At 39.5% G+C, this 17,802-nt stretch carries 16 protein-coding genes; 4 read left to right on the top strand and 12 right to left on the bottom strand.

What is annotated here, in order from left to right; genetic code table 11:
- Window positions 1-42: 42 nt before the first annotated feature.
- Genes BMZ55_RS00430 through BMZ55_RS00420 form a run of 3 tightly spaced genes read right to left on the bottom strand, consistent with a single transcriptional unit; the run spans window position 43 to window position 4,013 of the window.
- Window positions 43-2,625, bottom strand: a complete 2,583-nt coding sequence (locus BMZ55_RS00430; protein WP_089817694.1) for a YfhO family protein — start codon at window positions 2,623-2,625, stop codon at window positions 43-45.
- 46 nt (window positions 2,626-2,671) lie between these two features.
- Window positions 2,672-2,890, bottom strand: coding sequence for a hypothetical protein (locus tag BMZ55_RS00425; RefSeq protein ID WP_089817692.1), 219 nt, complete (start codon window positions 2,888-2,890; stop codon window positions 2,672-2,674).
- Between the two features lie 52 nt (window positions 2,891-2,942).
- The gene (locus BMZ55_RS00420; protein WP_089819325.1) at window positions 2,943-4,013 is read right to left on the bottom strand and encodes a DUF6263 family protein; all 1,071 of its coding nucleotides are present in this window, start codon (window positions 4,011-4,013) and stop codon (window positions 2,943-2,945) included.
- 302 nt (window positions 4,014-4,315) lie between these two features.
- Between BMZ55_RS00420 and BMZ55_RS00415 the strand changes: the two genes are divergently transcribed.
- Together BMZ55_RS00415 and BMZ55_RS00410 are read left to right on the top strand one after the other, a co-directional pair.
- A complete protein-coding gene (locus tag BMZ55_RS00415; RefSeq protein ID WP_089817690.1) occupies window positions 4,316-6,334 on the top strand; it encodes a M3 family metallopeptidase in 2,019 nt (672 codons plus the stop codon).
- Between the two features lie 36 nt (window positions 6,335-6,370).
- Window positions 6,371-6,832 (top strand): hypothetical protein, encoded by a 462-nt coding sequence (locus BMZ55_RS00410; protein ID WP_089817688.1) that lies wholly within the window; start codon window positions 6,371-6,373, stop codon window positions 6,830-6,832.
- Here BMZ55_RS00410 and BMZ55_RS00405 read toward each other — a convergent pair.
- The gene (locus tag BMZ55_RS00405; RefSeq protein WP_089817686.1) at window positions 6,829-7,881 is read right to left on the bottom strand and encodes a lysylphosphatidylglycerol synthase transmembrane domain-containing protein; all 1,053 of its coding nucleotides are present in this window, start codon (window positions 7,879-7,881) and stop codon (window positions 6,829-6,831) included. The two genes, BMZ55_RS00410 and BMZ55_RS00405, sit on opposite strands and share 4 nt — an antisense overlap.
- Window positions 7,882-7,898: 17 nt before the next feature.
- Window positions 7,899-8,249 (bottom strand): aspartate 1-decarboxylase, encoded by a 351-nt coding sequence (gene panD, locus BMZ55_RS00400; protein ID WP_089817684.1) that lies wholly within the window; start codon window positions 8,247-8,249, stop codon window positions 7,899-7,901.
- Between the two features lie 393 nt (window positions 8,250-8,642).
- Between panD and BMZ55_RS00395 the strand changes: the two genes are divergently transcribed.
- The gene (locus BMZ55_RS00395; protein ID WP_039345494.1) at window positions 8,643-8,948 is read left to right on the top strand and encodes an HU family DNA-binding protein; all 306 of its coding nucleotides are present in this window, start codon (window positions 8,643-8,645) and stop codon (window positions 8,946-8,948) included.
- A gap of 49 nt (window positions 8,949-8,997) precedes the next feature.
- Here BMZ55_RS00395 and pdxH read toward each other — a convergent pair whose 3' ends face one another.
- Window positions 8,998-9,642, bottom strand: a complete 645-nt coding sequence (gene pdxH, locus BMZ55_RS00390) for a pyridoxamine 5'-phosphate oxidase (RefSeq protein WP_089819323.1) — start codon at window positions 9,640-9,642, stop codon at window positions 8,998-9,000.
- Window positions 9,643-9,694: 52 nt separating this feature from the next.
- Here pdxH and BMZ55_RS00385 point away from each other — a divergent pair, with 52 nt between their 5' ends.
- The gene (locus tag BMZ55_RS00385; protein ID WP_039346064.1) at window positions 9,695-10,243 is read left to right on the top strand and encodes a YqgE/AlgH family protein; all 549 of its coding nucleotides are present in this window, start codon (window positions 9,695-9,697) and stop codon (window positions 10,241-10,243) included.
- A 135-nt stretch (window positions 10,244-10,378) separates the two neighbouring features.
- Here BMZ55_RS00385 and BMZ55_RS00380 read toward each other — a convergent pair whose 3' ends face one another.
- The 6 genes from BMZ55_RS00380 to BMZ55_RS00350 form a co-directional block, all read right to left on the bottom strand.
- Window positions 10,379-11,182 carry an aminotransferase class IV gene (locus tag BMZ55_RS00380; protein WP_089817682.1) on the bottom strand — a complete coding sequence of 268 codons (804 nt, stop codon included), beginning with the start codon at window positions 11,180-11,182 and terminating at the stop codon, window positions 10,379-10,381.
- Between the two features lie 72 nt (window positions 11,183-11,254).
- Window positions 11,255-11,641, bottom strand: a complete 387-nt coding sequence (locus tag BMZ55_RS00375) for an START-like domain-containing protein (RefSeq protein ID WP_039345497.1) — start codon at window positions 11,639-11,641, stop codon at window positions 11,255-11,257.
- A 560-nt stretch (window positions 11,642-12,201) separates the two neighbouring features.
- On the bottom strand, window positions 12,202-13,380 hold the full coding sequence (locus BMZ55_RS00365) for an aspartate aminotransferase family protein (protein ID WP_089817678.1): 1,179 nt from the start codon (window positions 13,378-13,380) through the stop codon (window positions 12,202-12,204).
- A 124-nt stretch (window positions 13,381-13,504) separates the two neighbouring features.
- Window positions 13,505-15,241 carry an OstA-like protein gene (locus BMZ55_RS00360; protein ID WP_089817676.1) on the bottom strand — a complete coding sequence of 579 codons (1,737 nt, stop codon included), beginning with the start codon at window positions 15,239-15,241 and terminating at the stop codon, window positions 13,505-13,507.
- Complete coding sequence (locus tag BMZ55_RS00355) at window positions 15,241-15,714, bottom strand: Fur family transcriptional regulator (protein WP_089817674.1); 474 nt, start codon at window positions 15,712-15,714, stop codon at window positions 15,241-15,243. The genes BMZ55_RS00360 and BMZ55_RS00355 overlap by 1 nt, the downstream gene beginning before the upstream one ends.
- A gap of 74 nt (window positions 15,715-15,788) precedes the next feature.
- On the bottom strand, window positions 15,789-17,774 hold the full coding sequence (locus tag BMZ55_RS00350) for a KUP/HAK/KT family potassium transporter (RefSeq protein WP_089817671.1): 1,986 nt from the start codon (window positions 17,772-17,774) through the stop codon (window positions 15,789-15,791).
- Between the last annotated feature and the right edge of the window lie 28 nt (window positions 17,775-17,802).

Genomic DNA, 17,802 nt, shown 5'->3' with positions numbered 1-17,802 from the left:
TTATTAAAACGAAAAAAATTGCCGTTAAAACGGCAAATAATTTTAAACAGAAATTTCTTGCTCTTCTACCACAGAATTTTTTGCGGCAGCTTTTTTACGAAACAGCCAATATAAACCGAGTCCGCTTAAAAGCAAAAATATACCAAACGCGATCAGCGACACGATTTTTCCGGTCTCGATAACATCCGGTGCAAAAACCATTTTCACGGTGTGATTTCCCGCGGGAACGTGCACTGCGCGCAGCAAATAATTCGCTTTAATGTACGGAACTTCTTTACCATCAATGCTTATTTTCCAGCCTTTCGGGTAATAAATTTCCGAGAAAACAGCTAATTGCGGCGTTTTCGACTGTGTTTTAAATTCCAGCTCATCCGCCTGATAATTGGTTAATTTTAAAAATGCGGTTGAGTCAGCCTGAAGCGGTTTTCCGTTAAAATAAGTTTTGTCAGCACTTGAAACGACAGCAATTTTTTTGGTATCGATTTCACCAATTTGTGCAATTTCCTCGTTAGGTGAATTCACGAATTTAACATCAGAAACAAACCAAGCATTTCCGTTTGCATCCGGATTCGTAACGACTTCAGGTTTTTCTGTATTGCCGAAAATGAGATATTTCGTGTTCAGCATATTCAGAATTCGCGGAACTTTTACCGTATCCATTTTTCCGAAATATTCAGTAATTAAATCGTCGTATCGTCTCAGTTTCACCGCGTGATAACCGCCCACCGAAGATTTGAAGTACGAAGTATTCGTTTCACCAAACGCACCTAAAACCTGGTTGTAAATGCGGTAATGCGTTTGATCTTTTTCCGCAATGGTTTCCAACGTTTTGTTGACATTTATATTATTTAAAAGCGAAACCAAATTGGCATTTTCACCCACTTTCTGCATTAAAATATCGGAGCTTTCAGTTTGAAACGGATTTTCGGTGAAGGCTTTGTCGATAAAATTATCGTTATTAAGATATCGTTTGTTGACGCTCCACAGGTCAACAAAGCTGACCAGACCAATCACGATTAACGCGACGTTTTGAGAAATTTTGTGCTTTAAGCTCAGAAAAAGTACGGTTGCTGTAATGGCGACAAAAATAAGCGCTTTCACAGCATCTGCGGCGAACATTTTAAAGCGTTCATCAACCAGAAATTCTAAAAGATAGGGCGGCAGATAGGTCTTTTCGGTATCGGTATAAAAACCTAAAATTGGTTTTCCGAAAACGAGTAATAGCAAAGTAATTCCTAAAAAAATGCCGCTTACAACAAGCAAAATTTTCTTTTTGTATTCAAAGGTCAGCGAACTTTCATTTGCAATTTCTGCAGTTTCTTTGGAATTGAAAAAGCGGTATAAACCTACAATTGCAATCAGCGGAAACAGCAGTTCTACTACTACCAAAATTGAACTTGGTGCGCGGAATTTATTATAAAACGGAACATAATCGATAAAGAAATCAGAAACAAACATAAAATTGCTGCCCCACGCCAAAAGTACGGTCAAAACCGAGGCACCCAAAATCCAGTATCGGTATTTTTTCCAGCCGAAGAAAAAACCAAGAACCGCAAGAAAACACACGACGGCGCCTTGATACGCCGGTCCGGAAGTTCCAGGCTGTTCGCCCCAGTAGGTCAGCGAGCCAAAACCTTTTCCGATCTGGTCCATTTCCTGCTGTGAGGTCACATTTTCCTGAACAAGCTGCTGTACTTTTGCCATCATTTCATCAGAACCGGCTTCGTTGCTCGCGCCGCCCATTAATCTTGGGATAAAGAGATTCAGCGTTTCCAGTTTTCCGTAGCTCCACATGAGCATACTTTCTTTGTCCATGCCGGTTTTGTCGTCGGAATGTCGTTCGTTGTTTAAAATTTGTTTGCCACGCACCGTTTCTGTAATATATTCGGAATTCGCCATAATTCGCTGAGAATTCATGCCGACACCTAAGACAAAAGCAAGCGCTAAAATCCCGGTTGAAATTCCAAAATGTTTCCAGTCGGTTTTTCCCTGAAAAGCGCGGATTAATTCAGAAATAAACAAAAATGCGAGCGCGATAAAAAGGTAAAAAGTCATTTGCGGGTGATTGGCCGCAATCTGCAAGCCCATAAAAAGCGCGGTCACAATAAATCCGACCACATATTTTTTCCGGATATAAACCAGTAAAATTCCGGCTAAAAGCGGCGCAAAATATGCAACAGTATGGATTTTTCCGTTATGTCCGGCAGCAAGTGCGATATAAAAATAGGTGGATAAACCGAAAAAAGTGGCGCCTAAAAGGGCATATTTCCAGTTTCTGACAGCGACCATTCCAAGCAGGAAAAATCCGGAAAATAGCAGGAAAATGTAGTTGGCAGGTTTTGGTAAAAAATTCAGAAAATCATCGATGTTTTTGATGATATCTCCGCGAAACTGCGCGCCCATTTGATACGTCGGCATTCCGCCAAACATCGAGTCGCTCCAATAAGTTTCTTTGCCATTTTGCGCGCGGTAATCCAGCAGTTCTTTGGCGCCGCCTTTGTATTGCACGATGTCGTGCTGAAAGAGCTGCTTGCCTGTAAGCACCGGATTGGCGTAAATCACCGCCAGAAGCACGAACAGCACCAGAGAACCGAGGATGAAAATTAGATTTCTGTTTTTTACCATTTTAAACTTTATTATTTTGAAAAACCCTTTGACTGTTGTCAAAGGATTATTTTGGTTTTTTCTCTTCTACTTCTTCGTAATCTACAGTTTCTGCGTCCCAGGTAATCTTGGACTTCAGCTTTTTTTTGGATTTTTCCTGCCTTTTTTCCTCAGTGTTATTTGCTTTTGGAAATTTAAAAACCGCGGTGAAAAATAAGCGTTTCAAAATATTCCAAACAAAAAAAATGACAACCGTAGTCAGAATTAATTCTAAAATAAATTTCATTTAGTTTTTACTATTGAATGTGGAAAACGAAAAAATTTGCTGTTTTAGCGGCTTATTTTCCTGGATTTACCACGACTGTTGAGTTTGATAATGATTTCATGGTTTGCGATTGTTTACCGTCTGACAGCGTTTCGGACTGCGAAGTTTTCACGCTGATGTTTTGGTTTTTTACCCAACCCGTATTTTGGTCAAGCGTAATAGTACCGTTTTGCGAAAGTTCCGATGACATGCTGCGCGTAATTCCCTGCTGCGTCTGTTTATCAGATTTTTTCGGGATTCCACCAGAAACACCGATTTGCGCGATACCGTTCCCAACATTTTTCAAAACGTAAGTCGTCACCAGCTTAATTTTTCCGTCCGGTGTTGCGTTCTCGCTTTCGGTCCATTTTTCACCGATTTTCACGCCTTTTTCCGGGATTAAAACCAGATTTTTCGCGATTTGATCTTTCAGCATTTTTTCATTAAAACTTTGTTTAAAGCTGCTCAGGAACGCAGTTTTTGCTTTTGCGTCTTTAATCGTGCTTCCAACCGCTGCAGAAATTTTGTTGTAAATAGCATCAAAACCTGTAATAGAAACCACTTTTCCGGTTTCAGTCATTTTCAGATTCAATTTGTTTCCGACCAAAGCTTTATTCACTTTCCACATCATTTTCAGCTGCTCATCTTTAGGTTCAGCCTGCTTGGTATCCACTGAAACGGATTTTCCGTTCGCAGACTGCGAGTTTCTTTTACCAACTAAATTGATCGAAATATCATAAATTCCGTCTTTAAAATCATTCACGGTGAAAGACATTTCGTCCGTCATTTCGCTTGTTCCGCTTTGCGATTTTCCGTCCGGCGCCGTCATGGTTTGCACATCTTTTTGGTAAGTTTTCAGCGGATAAGTCTGGCCTTTTTCCAGTTTGAAAGTTTGCTTGTAGACCCCTGCGGTTTCGAAAATTGCCGGAGCAGAATTTGCTGTATTTGATTGCGCAACGGCAGTAGAATCGTTTGCGTTTCCTGCCGGAACTTCAACAGTCACGCTTTTTCCGGTTTCAGGATCGATTTTCGTAACGGTTTTTGTTTCTTTTTTACAGGAAAGCAGCGCTATAGAAAGTAGGGCAAGAGCCGTAAATTTTTTCATTAAATAAATTTTCTGTTTAAATTTTATTCCGAATGCTTCGATTTTCGCGGAATAAGGCACAAATTTAAGGTAATTATTTCTGATGCTTTCAAAGATTATCAATATTTTAACAGTGTTCGGAATTATTAAAAAAAAGTGTCGGAAAGCGCAGAAAAAATGTTAGTAATTTTAAATTTTTTAAAAAGCATTTACCAAATTGAAAAAAAAGCCGGTTTTAGCACCGAATTTTTTCAGCGCTTTCATCCAAAAAAAATGTTTTGGTCAGAATTCCGTAAATTTAGCCTTCAAATTTTTACAATAAAATGACAAATCCACTTTTACAACCGTTCGAAACCAAATATAATGCTGCACCTTTTGATGAAATTAAGGAAGAACATTTTCTACCGGCTTTTCAGGAATTAATTAAAATTTCAGAAGAGGAAATTAATGAAATAGTTGACAATTCCGACGAAGCAACTTTTGAAAACGTCATTGCAGCTTTGGCTTTTTCCGGACAAAAATTGGATGTTGTTTCGGCCATTTTTTTCAATTTAAATTCTGCGGAAACCAACGATGAAATCCAGAAAATCGCCCAGGAAGTTTCGCCACTTTTAACCGAATTTTCGACTAAAATTTCGCAAAACGAAAAGCTTTTCGAAAAAATAAAAAAGGTTTTCGAAGAAAAAGAAAAATACAATCTGAACGAAGAGCAGCAAATGCTTTTGAACGAAACGTACAAAGGTTTCGTGAGAAGCGGGGCTTTGTTGAACGATGAAGAAAAGGAGAAATTTAAAAATATCAGCATCGAACTTTCGAAAAAATCGCTGCAATTTGGGCAAAATGTTTTGGCGGAAACCAATAATTATTTTAAGCACATCACCGATGAAAAAATGCTTGCCGGTATTCCGGAGCCGATTTTAGCGCAATACCGTGAAGATGCGAAAGAGCGAAATCTCGACGGATTTGTGGTGACTTTGCAATATCCGAGCTTTTTACCGCTGATGACTTATGCCGAAAACCGCGATTTGCGTAGAGAATTGGCCTTAGCAAACGGCAAAAAAGGCTTCCAGAAAAATGAATTCGATAATCAGGATCTGATTAAAGATTTGATTTCTTTAAAACAGGAAAAGGCGAAACTTTTGGGTTACGCAAATTATGCAGATTTTGTTTTGGAAGAGCGCATGGCAAAATCTCCAACGCAGGTTCGGTCGTTTTTGAACGAGCTTTTAGAAAAAGCAAAACCGTTTGCGGTTAAAGAAATTGATGACCTAAAAAAACTCGCGAAAGTTGACGGAATTGAAGAAATGCAGAGTTACGATCACGCTTTTTACGCCGAAAAATTACGGAAACAGAAATTTGATATTGATGATGAAGAACTAAAACCGTATTTTCAGCTGGAAAAAGTTCAGGACGCGGTTTTCAGTTTGGCGAAAAAACTTTTTGGTTTAGAATTTAAAGAAACCACGGAACTTCAGAAATATCATCCAGAGGTGAAAACGTATGAAATTTTTGAAGGCGAAAGTTTCAAAGCCCTACTCTACGCCGATTATTTCCCGCGAAAAGGAAAGCGCGCAGGCGCCTGGATGACGAGTTTTAAAAACCAGTTCATTAAAAATGGTGAAAATCACCGTCCGCATATTTCGGTGGTCTGCAATTTTTCAAAACCGACTTCTGAAACGCCGAGTTTGCTGACTTTTCAGGAAGTTACTACGCTTTTCCACGAGTTTGGGCACGCTTTGCATGGCGTTTTAGCGAACACCACTTATCCAAACCTTTCCGGAACTTCGGTAAAATGGGATTTTGTGGAATTGCCTTCGCAGTTTTTGGAAAACTACTGCTATGAGCCGGAATTTTTACAAACTTTTGCAAAACATTATGAAACCGGGGAAGTTTTACCCAACGAAAAAATTCAGAAAATATCAGAATCGAAGAATTTTATGGAAGGTTACCAGACTTTGAGACAAATCGGTTTCGGAATTTTAGATATGGGTTATCACTCAAATCTGGAAAAAATTGGCGACATCAAAACTTTCGAAGTGGAGGAAACAAAAGCGACAAACCTTTACCCAAGTAACCCGGAAACTGCAATGAGCACGAGCTTTTCACACATATTTCAGGGCGGATATTCAGCAGGATATTATTCCTACAAATGGGCAGAGATTTTGGATGCGGACGCTTTTCAGTATTTCAAAGAAAATGGCATTTTTAACCCGGAAATTTCTGCGAAATATAAAATTCTACTGTCGTCGGGCGGCACAAAAGATCCGATGGAATTGTATAGAGATTTCCGTGGAAGCGAACCGAAGGTCGAAAGTTTACTAAAAAGAGCCTTCGGAGCTTGAAATTTTTAGCAGTTTATTAGTTTAAAAATCAAAATTATGGAAACCAATTTTTATATGCTCAATCATCAAAAAGTTTTATTTGTTGCGCGCGAATTGCATAAACGAGGATTTGAGAATTTGAGAATTGTTCCGTCTTTGTCTCCTTCCGGACTTTCCTGGCGGTGTTCTTTCATCACCATTGTTAACCGCGAAGAAATGAATGTTTTTGCTTCGTTGTGGTTACAATCGAATTATGAGTACCAAAACAAGGAAATAGAATTAAACATCGAAGAATTAACGGACGATTTCATGAAAAAAGAAAAAAATTTTCTGGAAAATTGTCGCGGTAAAAATGAAGTTTACGTGAAATGGTTCGCAAACATTCTTCAAAAACTGGAACCTGAAGAACTGCCTTATGCTTTTGCTGATTATTTTTCACCAACCAGCTATTGGAAAACTTCTCTGGGAAACCAAATTGACACTATTCCTGGTGAGGAAAAATATTATTTCGGGTATTAAAATTTAAAATTTTGGTTTTTTACCGCCTTATTTCTTGCTTTTGCCAGGATCGGAATGGAAACCGCGCCTAAAACCAACATCAGCACGAGTTGCATAGTGTGCGAAATAAAAGCGTAAGAAAGCCCGATTTCACCGCCTTCTTCAGGGTTTTTTCCCATCGAAAGAAACAGCGCCATTATACCGAATTTTAAAGCTAAATGGAAAGCGCCAATTCCGCCAGAAGCCGGAACCATCATTCCCAAAGTGCCGACAACGATGATGAAAAAGCCGTCAGCGAAAGTGAAATTCGAAGTTTCTGGCAAAGCGAAGCAAACCAAATAAGCTGCGAGATAATAGCAAACCCAAATTCCGGCGGTATATGCTAAAAATTTAGCTTTTTGCTTCATTTTAAATATGGAAGTCAGACCATGGAAAATTCCGTTTACAAAATTCAGAACTTTTTTATAGATAGCGAATTGCGCTAATTTTTTCCGAAGTAAAACCGCTAAAATTATTAAAACTAAAACTGCGGCACCAAAAAAAATTAAAGAAAAATTCCCCTTTGTTTCGGCATTTTTTCCCTTTTCTGCTGTGACGTAGGAGTAGAACGCTAAAATTGCTTTGTATTTAAAAATAAGTGTAAGCCCGAGAAATACCAGCATGCACATTAGATCGATGACGCGCTCCAGAATGATGGTTCCGAAAGATTTGTCAACCGGAACTTTTTCAACCCCGAAAAGCGCCGTGGAACGCGCTACTTCACCACTTCGAGGAATAGTAAGATTCATTAAATATCCGAAAGAAATCGTCCAGAAAGAATTGGAAGTTGAAATATTATAACCCATCGGCTCTAATAGCAAATTCCAGCGTACCGCGCGGAACCAATAAGCTAAAACGCCAAAAATCGCGGCAACGAAAACCCAAAAATAATTGGCTTTAGCAAAATAACCGGCAATTTTTTCGAATTCCATTCCTTTTAGCGCCCACCACATAAAAAGCGCGGCAACTGCAAGCGAAATGGCAATTGTTAAAAAAGTCTTTAAAAAGGGCGTTTTTTTTGAATTTTCCAAAAGAAAATAATCAGGAATTAAGTAAGGAGATTGGTTTTTTCGTCGGGGAAAATAATTTTCGGCTGAAAAGTTTTTGCTTCTTCAGGCGTCATCTGCGCGTAAGACATGATAATAATGATGTCTCCTTTCTGCACGCGGCGCGCTGCCGGGCCGTTTAAACAAATTTCACCGGATTTTCTTTTGCCTTTAATCGCATACGTGTCGAAACGTTCGCCGTTGTTAACGTTTACGATATAAACGCGCTCTCCGACGATGATTCCGGAGGCATCCAGCAAATCTTCATCGATGGTTACGCTGCCGATATAATTAAGGTCGGATTCTGTTACGCGAACGCGGTGAATCTTTGATTTAAAAATTTCAATTAACATGGCGCAAATTTAATTATTTTAAACAAAATAAAGAATATAATAATTTTTAGTTTTTGGCTTTTAGTGAATTTAATAAAATCGCGCATTAGTTTAATTATTTGTTTTTCAATTATTTAGCTTAAGTATTTAAAAACAGAAATTAAAAGCTGATTTTTGATAATTCATAATTGTAATCAAAAAGCACCCAATTTCAATTAAATGGCGCCAGCAGTAGCTTTGGCATAATTATAGCACTCGGTAAGGCTCATTAATCAGGGAAAGTGGGTTTTTTAAGTTTATGTTAAAAATCCACTTTTGTTGAATTTTGATTAATTATTTCCAAAAAATTTGCGCAATATGAAAAAAGTTTTATATTTGCTATACAATCAAATTAACCCTAACTAATTTATTATTATGAACAAGTCTGAATTAATCGACGCTATTGCAAAGGACGCAAACATCACGAAAGTTGCAGCTAAAGCAGCTTTGGAATCATTTATCTCTAACGTTTCCAACACTTTAAAGCAAAAAGACGGTAAAGTTTCTTTAGTAGGCTTCGGAACTTTCTCAGTTGCAGAAAGAGCTGCAAGACAAGGTATCAACCCGGCTACTAAAAAACCAATCCAGATTGATGCAAAAAAAGTTGCAAAATTCAAAGCTGGTGCTGATTTAGCTGGTGCAGTTATGGAAGGAATGACTAGCGGAAAAAAGAAAAAATAATCGAAAAGATTAGCAAAAAAATTAAAGTCCCGATTGCTCGGGACTTTTTTTATGGTGCTAAACGGCTGATTTTCCAGTCGAAATCGTCGGTCAAATTATAAATCAACCTGTCGTGCAGGCGGTTTGGGCGTCCTTGCCAAAATTCAATTTCGTAAGGTTTTGCCAGATATCCACCCCAGTTTTCGGGACGCGGGACCTCTTTATTTTCAAATTCGGTTTCCAGCGCTTTCAGTTTTGTTTCCAAAAATTCCCGGTTTGGGATCACCTGGCTTTGCGGTGAAACTACGGCGCCAAGTTGGCTGCCTTTTGGCCGCGAATGAAAATATCCGTCGCTGAGATTTGCCGGTAATCGTTCCAGCGATGCTTTAATAATAATTTGTCGTTCCAGCGAAGGCCAGAAAAAATGCAGACACGCTTTATGCGTACTTTCAATCGCGTGACCTTTGCGGCTTTCGTAATTGGTATAAAAAATAAAACCTTCCCACGTATAAGCTTTTAACAGAACCATTCTGGTGCGTGGACAACCGTCTGTTTCTACGGTAGAAATCGCCATAGCATTCACTTCAGAAACCTGTGCATCTGCTTCTGCTTCGAGGAACCACGAGCGAAACTGCTCAATCGGACTCTCTTTTATCTGATCTTCCAAAAGTTCCGAACGGTCATAAATTTTTCTTTTATCGTGTAAGTTTTCCATTAAATTTTTATTACTTTTGATCAAAGGTTTTTTATTTGACCTAAAATTTCAGATGAATTATTCTTACAAAGGTAAAATTTTAATTTCCACTCCGGATATTTCGGGCGACATATTTTCCCGTTCTGTGGTCCTGATTATCGAGCACAACGAGCAAGGTGCATTCGGTTTAATTCTCAATAAAAAGAACGAAAATATGACCTCCAGGCTGCTGGATATTTTCGGTTTTCAGGTTTCGGTTTACGATGGTGGTCCGGTAGAAAACGATAAGATCTTTTTCATCTGCAAAGGTGAAAAAGTGACTGATACTTATTCGGAAATCACTGAAGAATTTTATCTCACCGAAGATATTGAGAACGTTGTTGCCGCGATGATTGATCTTCGTCTGCCGATCAACGATGTAAAAGTATTTTCCGGCTACACGGGCTGGGGAATGCAGCAGTTGGATGGTGAAATCCTGAGAAAAGTGTGGACTCCAGTGGACGTTTATAACCTCGATTACACCTCACCGAACGACCAGAATCTTTGGAAAAACATCATGCAGAATTTGGGTGGTGAATATCTGTTGTGGGCAAACGCGCCGCAGGATGTTTCGATGAATTAAATTCCCGCCACATTTAACATAATTTTAATATTCGGCGCATAGGAAGATACAAAGTTTTTGATTACCTTCGTGTCATCAAAGTCTTAAAGCCCGGTTACTGACCTTTTTGCAGGTTGCTGACCGGGTTTGCCAATTTTAAGCGAAACTTGCCGACCACGCCGAAACTATATCTGTAAACCTGGTTTTTTCGAAGGTCTTATTACGGATTTTCATTACCGGAAAAATGCCTTTTTCGTCAGAAATAATGATGATTTCTTCCGCTTTCTGAGATTCAAAAGCAATCAATTCCGCCTCTTCAATTACCGCAAGCTTATTTTGGTGAACGAAAGTCACAAAACTTTCCATCAATGGCGAAACAAAAGCACCTTCACTCTGTTTCGGAATTTTAATTGTATTTCCGGTTAAAAAGAGCAGATTTCCAATCGTGGTGCGCGCAATTCTTTTGTTCGGATTCAGGAATATTACATCATCCAGCTCATTGTCTGCAGCATAAACTTCAGCATAAATGTTTTCCGGCGAGTGCACATGAATTCCGCTTAAAACATTAGTATTTACATTGATTTCTTTAATCAGATCAATTTCAAAAGCGCGTTGCATTTCCAGAATATTCCGCGGCGAATCTACTTCAAAATAAAAAGAAATTTCGCGCTTAGAGAGCAAACTTTCCTGAGAATTACGGTACACGTGAAAATTAATAACGCCGTCAGAAATTCCAGCTTCAATTACCTTTTCTGCAAACAGATTCTGAAAAAATTCCAAAGTGTAGGAAAGCGGAATCGCCATACGCATTTTCCGCATCGAAGCCATCAGAAAAAAATAGCATTCTTCAGCCAGAACAATTTTCGAATGATGCACAAAAAACGAAACCCGCACCGAATCACCGTACAAAAATGCGCGGTTATTAAGTTCTGCAGTGTCGGAGTAAAAAGATAATTTCAAAATTTTCAGGGTTTTTAGGGTAAAAAAATAATGAACGAAAATTCGTTCATCATATTATCAGGCGTAAAAAAATTAGGACGCGCCTAATTTCAGTTTAAGATTTTCAATAAGATTTTCCCAGTACAGTCTGTTTTCCTCTTCGTCGCCGGCGTCGCAAAAATCCACGATATTCAGCGCTAAATCTTCGGTGATATCATCGATGACGATGGTCATTTCAAAATAATTTTTGGTGCCCTCATCCTCTTCCCAACGAAAACGCACAAAACTTTCCGGCTTATAACGAATAAGCGTTGCTTTCTCTTCCGGCCCGTTTCCCCAGCTGAAGAAAAAATCGTCTCCTTTTTCCTCCACATCATCTGCAAACCACTCCGAAAGTCCTTCCGCGCTCGCCATATATTCGTATAAAATCTCTGACTGGCAGTGCATTGGAAATTCATATTGCACCTTCGTTTTCGCCATATTGCTACCTATTTTTAATGTGTCGCAATATATAAATTAATTTCTTATTACAGCAATTAAAATTTGTTCAAAACCATAAAAAATCAGGAGCAAGCCGGGCTGGTTTTCCTATTAAAAATCGTCCCGCTGTCCGCTATATCCCCGATGTCGGAGATTTTTGTTTTCCGGTATGATATATATCATCGGGGGATGCCGCTTCCATCGGGGCTAAAAACCACTTTTATCGCATCTTTTGACAACTTTACAGTGCGATGAGGTAGTGATTTGGTGATGTGATGATTTGGTGATTTGGTGATTTGAAAATTTGAAATTCGCCGCTAAAACAACAATTTCTCCTAAAATATAAATCTGCAGAATCCGCAAATTCAGCGGGAGAAAAATGCCACGAATACACATATAAATATTCGCCGCTAAAACACCCAATTTTTCAAAAATAAAAAATCTGGGAAAATCGGTAAATCTGTTGGGGTTTTCTCTGATAGTAAAACCAAAAAAAATTGCCGCTAAAAGACCCAATTTTTCAAATTACCAAATTATCAAATTATCAAAAATGAAATTCGCTAATCAAATTCATTTAAAATTTCCAGAATAATTTCGCAACCCTGCCGGATTTCCTCAAGCGAAATGGTTAACGGTGGCGAAATTCTCAAATATTCATTGCGATACAGTTGCCAGAAAACGATTAAACCCTTTTCCATGCAGCGTTTTGCAACTTCCAAAGTAAATTCCGGAGCGCCGAGATTTACCGCAAGCATCAAACCTTTTCCGTTTACATTTTTAATTTTCGGATGAACCAAAAGTTCCCGGAACAGCTGTTCTTTTTCTGCAACTTCATTCATCAGACTACTTTCTACAACCCCCTGTAAAGTAGCGAAACTCGACGCGGCAATCAGCGGATTTCCACCAAAAGTCGTAATATGACCGAGTTTCGGTGAATGCGACAGCGATTGCATAATTTCACCGGAACTCATAAAAGCACCAACCGGAACGCCGCCGCCCATGCCTTTTCCCATCACCAGAATATCCGGAACCATTTCGAAATGTTCAAAAGCGAACAGTTTCCCGGTTCGTCCAAAGCCCGGCTGAATTTCATCTAAAATCAGCAGCGCGCCAACTTCTTCGCAGCGCTTTTTCAAATTTTTAAAATAATCAGCATCCGGCACCAAAAAACCTGCAGCACCCTGAATGGTTTCTGCTAAAACGCACGCGGTTTTCTCGGTAATTTTAGAAAAATCATTTTGGTTATTAAATTCAATGAAATTCACCAACGGCAAAAGAGGACGGAATTCGCGCTTGTGATATTCGTTCCCGGAAACCGACAAAGCGCCGTGCGTGTTTCCGTGATAAGAATTTTTCATCGAAATAATTTCCTCTCGTCCGGTGTAACGTTTTGCTAGTTTCAAAGCGCCGTCAATCGCTTCCGCGCCGGAATTTACCAAATAAGTAACTTCGAGCGGTTCCGGCGTAGAATCTGCTAAAAGCTTGCAGAGTTTCACCGGCATTTCCTGCGCGTATTCGCCATAAACCATCACATGTAAATATTTTTCAGCTTGAGTTTTTATGGCTTCAATAATTTTTGGATGCGAATGACCCAACGTATTTGCGGAAACTCCGGCAACAAAATCGAGATATTTTTTGCCGTTTTTGCCGTAAATAAATGTTCCGGAAGCTTTTTCAACCTCAAAGCCGGCGGCAAACGGTGTGGTTTGTGCCTGATATTTAAAAAAATCTGTCTGCATTTTAAAGGTAATTTTTAATCTAAACTTTCAACCGCGCCCTGACTTGAACGGAGCTCTTTTTGTGGAACGAAGTGGAACAAAAAAGCGGGAGTGGAAGGCGGATAAAGGCGCCCAAATAAAAAAATTATTTCCGGACGCGTTTTGGTTTTTTCGCCTCTTCTTTGGCCTTTTCTGCATCAATTGCTTTCTGGGCAGCGTCGTACAACTCGTTGTTCGATTCGTATTTTATTTCGGGATAGTTGGGCGAGTCCACAAAAATGTCGCGCCAGGTCCGCAGCCGGTCTTTTGTGTTCCAGTTAAAATCCGGGAAAAAGCGCTGTTCGCGCGAAATCAAACTCATCGGAAAAGTGTCCACATTTGCGCCGATATTGCAGGAAATAATCTGCACTTTCCGATCTTCAAATTCCGCTTCAATCGTACCGCAGGTAGAAAGTGACACGCCTATGCGCTCGACTTCCTTCGTAGTTTCGTTTTGGTCATCCGCATAAGTAATCGCCTGCGCATTGCCAATGACTTTCGCGAGTTTCACCTGATTTTTTTCGTAGTAAACCGTCATTAATTTACCTTTCACCTGGTTGAATTCATCTTTCATGTTAAGCGAATCGGCTTTGCTGATCGCGAAAGCGTCGCCAATCACCCGCAAAGAATCGATGTATTCATTTTTGGTGTCGAAATAAGCTTCAATTTTATTTCCGGTAACCTGCTTTTCTCCGCTCCACGCAATCGGGCTGCCGAACAGGTGCATGACGCCATCGGTTTCATTAAAACTTAAAGAATCCGCGCGCAGCTGAATGTTTGATTTAAACATGCGCGCCTTTCGGTAAGCACGTAAAAAGCTTTTTTTCTCGAGCGGGTTTTGGACATCAGGTTTCTGAAATGCCAAAATTCGGTCCGCTGAAAAGTACATGGAATCTTTTTCCAAAATTTTTACAGCGTAGGGTTTTTCAGTAATCATCGCGGAATCTTTTTTCTCGTAGATTTCGGCGTAACCGCCTTTCATGTAGCGGTTTTCTTTTGGATCGCGAAGTGTTACATTTCCTTTTGCTGTCCCGAAACCTGTAATTTGGTTAAAATACATGTCATCGCCGGTAAGCAATTTTCCGTTATAATGAATGCGGGAATTCTTTTTTAAATAGACTTCCTTGGTATTCATATTATACGTGCCCTTTTCGGTGTAAATGAGATTTCCCGGATTTTTTTTATTTGTAATCGTGGTCGCACCGTTGAATGTGGCGGTGTTCGTATTTTGGTTTTGGATAATATTTACGCCTTCCACCGTATATTCGGGATTGTCGATTTTTACGTTTCCTGTGAAATCAATTAATCGGCTTGTTAGATCATAAGTTGCAGATTTGGTGTACATCACATTGCCATCTTTGGTAATTGTACCGCCGGTATTGAAATAAGCTTTGTTGGAAAGCCGGTCGTAATAAAGCGTTTCAGTCTGAATCGTCTGGCCAGGGTCGGTGAGCAGAACGTTCTTTCGGGCAATTCCTTTTTGGGTATTTCCGTCATATTCCATTTCACCAGATGTGATCACTGAACCGTCGGCATTTTGCAAACGGACATTTCCGAGCGCTTTTACAAAATTCTGATCCTGATAAAAAATAACCTCATCGGCAATTAAAACTGAGCCCTGATGCGCAAACTGAACGTTACCCGAAAAGAAAGGGTTTCCGTTATATCTGTCGGGCGTTTTCTGGAAAAAGTCGGAGTGTATAAGCTTAACTTTTTCGGGTGCAGCGCCGGTTTGTGGTCCACTGAAGAAAGGATCGCGCGCCGCATCCTGCTGAGGCTGGGTTTTGATCTGCGCAAAAAAATGTGCACTAATAAAGAGAAAAAAAACGAAAAGTTTTTTCATTAATCCTTTTTGGTTCCGTAAAAATAAAGTGAATGGGAATCAATGTTTACGCCGAAAGCGTTTTCGATAGATTCTTTGATGCCCTGAATGCGTGGATCGCAAAACTCGATAATTTCCTGAATTTCCTTGTTGGAATCTTTTTTATAAATCACCATGTGGTCGTGCTGCATGTTGAAGTACGACTTTTCATAGGAAGAAGAAGTCAATGTTTTTTCGCCAAACTGGTGTTTCCGGATGAGGCCAGCATCTAAAAATATTTCGATGGTGTTGTAAATAGTGGCTTTGGACACGTGATATTTTTTCTGCATCATGAGCAGGTAGAGATCATCTACATTAAAGTGATGCTCCAAATTGTAAATCTCTTCCAGAATCGTATAGCGTTCCGGCGTATTTCTAAATCCTTTTTCCAGAAGATACTGCCGTAAAACCTCTTTAATTGTGGCAATATTGAGTTCTTTATGTTTCGCGTCCATTGATAAAAAATATGTACAAATTTACCGATAATTTTATTAACGGTTAGAAATGACTTTTATTGGATTTTCTGATTTTAAGAATCGTAGCGGCGGAAATTTACCTGCTGAATTTTATTAGTGATAATTTTCTGATCAAGCAATGGCGCTGATTCTACTACTACATTGTGCGCAGAAATCCCCCAGGCTTTAAAGTCATCGCTGCCAATGTATTTCACAAAATTATAGATATTAAGGGTGATTTTTTCTTTTACGGTAAGCAAAGTATCATTTATATACGTATTGTCGATAATCACATACTTTAAATCCGGCGGCACATTATAAGATCGCAGCGAGGGATGGCTGCTGCGCGAGGGAATACTCCCCTCTTCCATCATATCCTCTAGAACCTGATCGAAATAATCATTGATGCGGCGGTCAATTTTGAAACCAAGCATGAAATTGATGCGGTAAATTGTTCCAGGCATGATTTCATCAATGGTATAATTAAAAGTAAAAGGATCTTCCTGGTTTATAATATTCAAAATAAAATAATGATCTGCGCGCTTGGGCTGCTTTCGGATAATGGAATAGATAATTTTCGCCTCTACTTCATCGGAACGTTTTGCACGGCTTAAAAATGCCAGATTCGTGGCATATTTTGGTATTGTTTCGTCGAGTTTCAGTTCTTTGATTACCGGCACATATTTGTCGAGTTTTACAAACTTAATAAATTTACCTTTGATAGAACGTCCGTTATACCAAGCGTACATACAGACCGCGATGAAGCCGCCCAACACCATGGTAAGCCAGCCACCGTCAAAAAATTTAATGACATTGGCATAGAAAAATCCTAATTCAATAAAGAGGTAAACCGCTAAAAATCCTAAAGCAAAAACGCGGGTCGCTTTGTTCCGACGCAGCCAGAAAAAAAGCAGTGTTGTTGTCATCAGCATAGTGATGGTAATTGTTAAACCATACGCAGCTTCCATTGCTTCTGACTTTTGGAAATAAATCACAACGATAAAGCACAAGAACATCAGGCCCCAGTTTACCCGGGGAATATACATCTGACCTTTAATTCCAGAAGGATAATCAATTTGCTGGTTGGGCCAAAAAGTAACTGACATCGCCTCCGAAAACATGGTAAAAGAACCAGTAATTACTGATTGACTTGCAATGATTGCCGCCGCCGTTGCTAGAATAACACCCGGTAAAATTGCCCAAACCGGCATAATCCCAAACATTGGATTAATACCGGACGCAACCGCATCAGGATTAGATAAAAGCCAGGCGCCTTGTCCTAAATAATTAAGTATAAGCATGATTTTTACGAAAATCCAGCTGACACGAATATTTCTTTTACCACAATGTCCTAAATCAGAATATAATGCCTCTGCACCCGTAGTACAGAGAAAAACCGCACCCATGATGACAATAGCGCTCGGAGAATGCGTAATTAAATTATAAGCATAATAAGGATTAAATGCTTTTAAGACCTCAAGATGCTCGGAAATGTGCATGGAACCAAACCCTCCTAAAACCAAAAACCAAAGGACCATCACCGGACCGAAAAATTTGCCGATAGAAGCCGTTCCAAACTGCTGTACAATAAAAACAATTGCCAAAATTACCAGCGTTATTCCGACGACAGGCGTGTGCGGGGAAAATATTTTAAGGCCTTCTACAGCTGACATTACAGTTAATGATGGCGTAATTATACTGTCTGCCACCAAAGTTGAGGCTCCAATTATTGCGGCGACGTAAAGCCATTTTTTCTTCAGCTTTTTCACAAGAGAATACAATGCTAAAATTCCACCTTCACCTTTGTTATCAGCTCGCAGGGCGATAATTACATATTTTACAGTAGTTTGCATTGTCAGCGTCCAGATGATACACGAAAGTGCACCTTCAATATATTCATCAAAAGGTAAATTTCCTGTTTCTTTCCGTGCATTTACGATCGCCTTCATTACATAAAGCGGCGAGGTACCGATATCGCCAAAAACAATACCGAGTGAAACTAAAACTCCTACGGCGGTCAGCTTTTTGGTATCGAAATGCGATATACTATTTTCAGACATAAACGAGAAAATTTCGTCAAAGGTAAAC

The sequence above is a fragment of the Kaistella treverensis genome, from assembly GCF_900114045.1.
Taxonomy (GTDB): Bacteria; Bacteroidota; Bacteroidia; order Flavobacteriales; family Weeksellaceae; genus Kaistella; species Kaistella treverensis.
Note: the sequence above shows the minus strand (reverse complement) of the source record. Positions and strands in the feature narration are given on the sequence as shown.

Bases quoted from the DNA above. Each gene is read 5' to 3' on its own strand.
- BMZ55_RS00360 (WP_089817676.1), bottom strand. From the start codon at position 15,241: ATGAAAAAACTTTTCGTTTTTTTTCTCTTTATTAGTGCACATTTTTTT.
- BMZ55_RS00385 (WP_039346064.1), top strand. From the start codon at position 9,695: ATGAATTATTCTTACAAAGGTAAAATTTTAATTTCCACTCCGGATATT.
- BMZ55_RS00420 (WP_089819325.1), bottom strand. From the start codon at position 4,013: ATGAAAAAATTTACGGCTCTTGCCCTACTTTCTATAGCGCTGCTTTCC.
- BMZ55_RS00350 (WP_089817671.1), bottom strand. From the start codon at position 17,774: ATGTCTGAAAATAGTATATCGCATTTCGATACCAAAAAGCTGACCGCC.
- pdxH (WP_089819323.1), bottom strand. From the start codon at position 9,642: ATGGAAAACTTACACGATAAAAGAAAAATTTATGACCGTTCGGAACTT.
- BMZ55_RS00395 (WP_039345494.1), top strand. From the start codon at position 8,643: ATGAACAAGTCTGAATTAATCGACGCTATTGCAAAGGACGCAAACATC.
- BMZ55_RS00410 (WP_089817688.1), top strand. From the start codon at position 6,371: ATGGAAACCAATTTTTATATGCTCAATCATCAAAAAGTTTTATTTGTT.
- BMZ55_RS00365 (WP_089817678.1), bottom strand. From the start codon at position 13,380: ATGCAGACAGATTTTTTTAAATATCAGGCACAAACCACACCGTTTGCC.
- BMZ55_RS00430 (WP_089817694.1), bottom strand. From the start codon at position 2,625: ATGGTAAAAAACAGAAATCTAATTTTCATCCTCGGTTCTCTGGTGCTG.
- panD (WP_089817684.1), bottom strand. From the start codon at position 8,249: ATGTTAATTGAAATTTTTAAATCAAAGATTCACCGCGTTCGCGTAACA.
- BMZ55_RS00425 (WP_089817692.1), bottom strand. From the start codon at position 2,890: ATGAAATTTATTTTAGAATTAATTCTGACTACGGTTGTCATTTTTTTT.
- BMZ55_RS00375 (WP_039345497.1), bottom strand. From the start codon at position 11,641: ATGGCGAAAACGAAGGTGCAATATGAATTTCCAATGCACTGCCAGTCA.
- BMZ55_RS00355 (WP_089817674.1), bottom strand. From the start codon at position 15,714: ATGGACGCGAAACATAAAGAACTCAATATTGCCACAATTAAAGAGGTT.
- BMZ55_RS00415 (WP_089817690.1), top strand. From the start codon at position 4,316: ATGACAAATCCACTTTTACAACCGTTCGAAACCAAATATAATGCTGCA.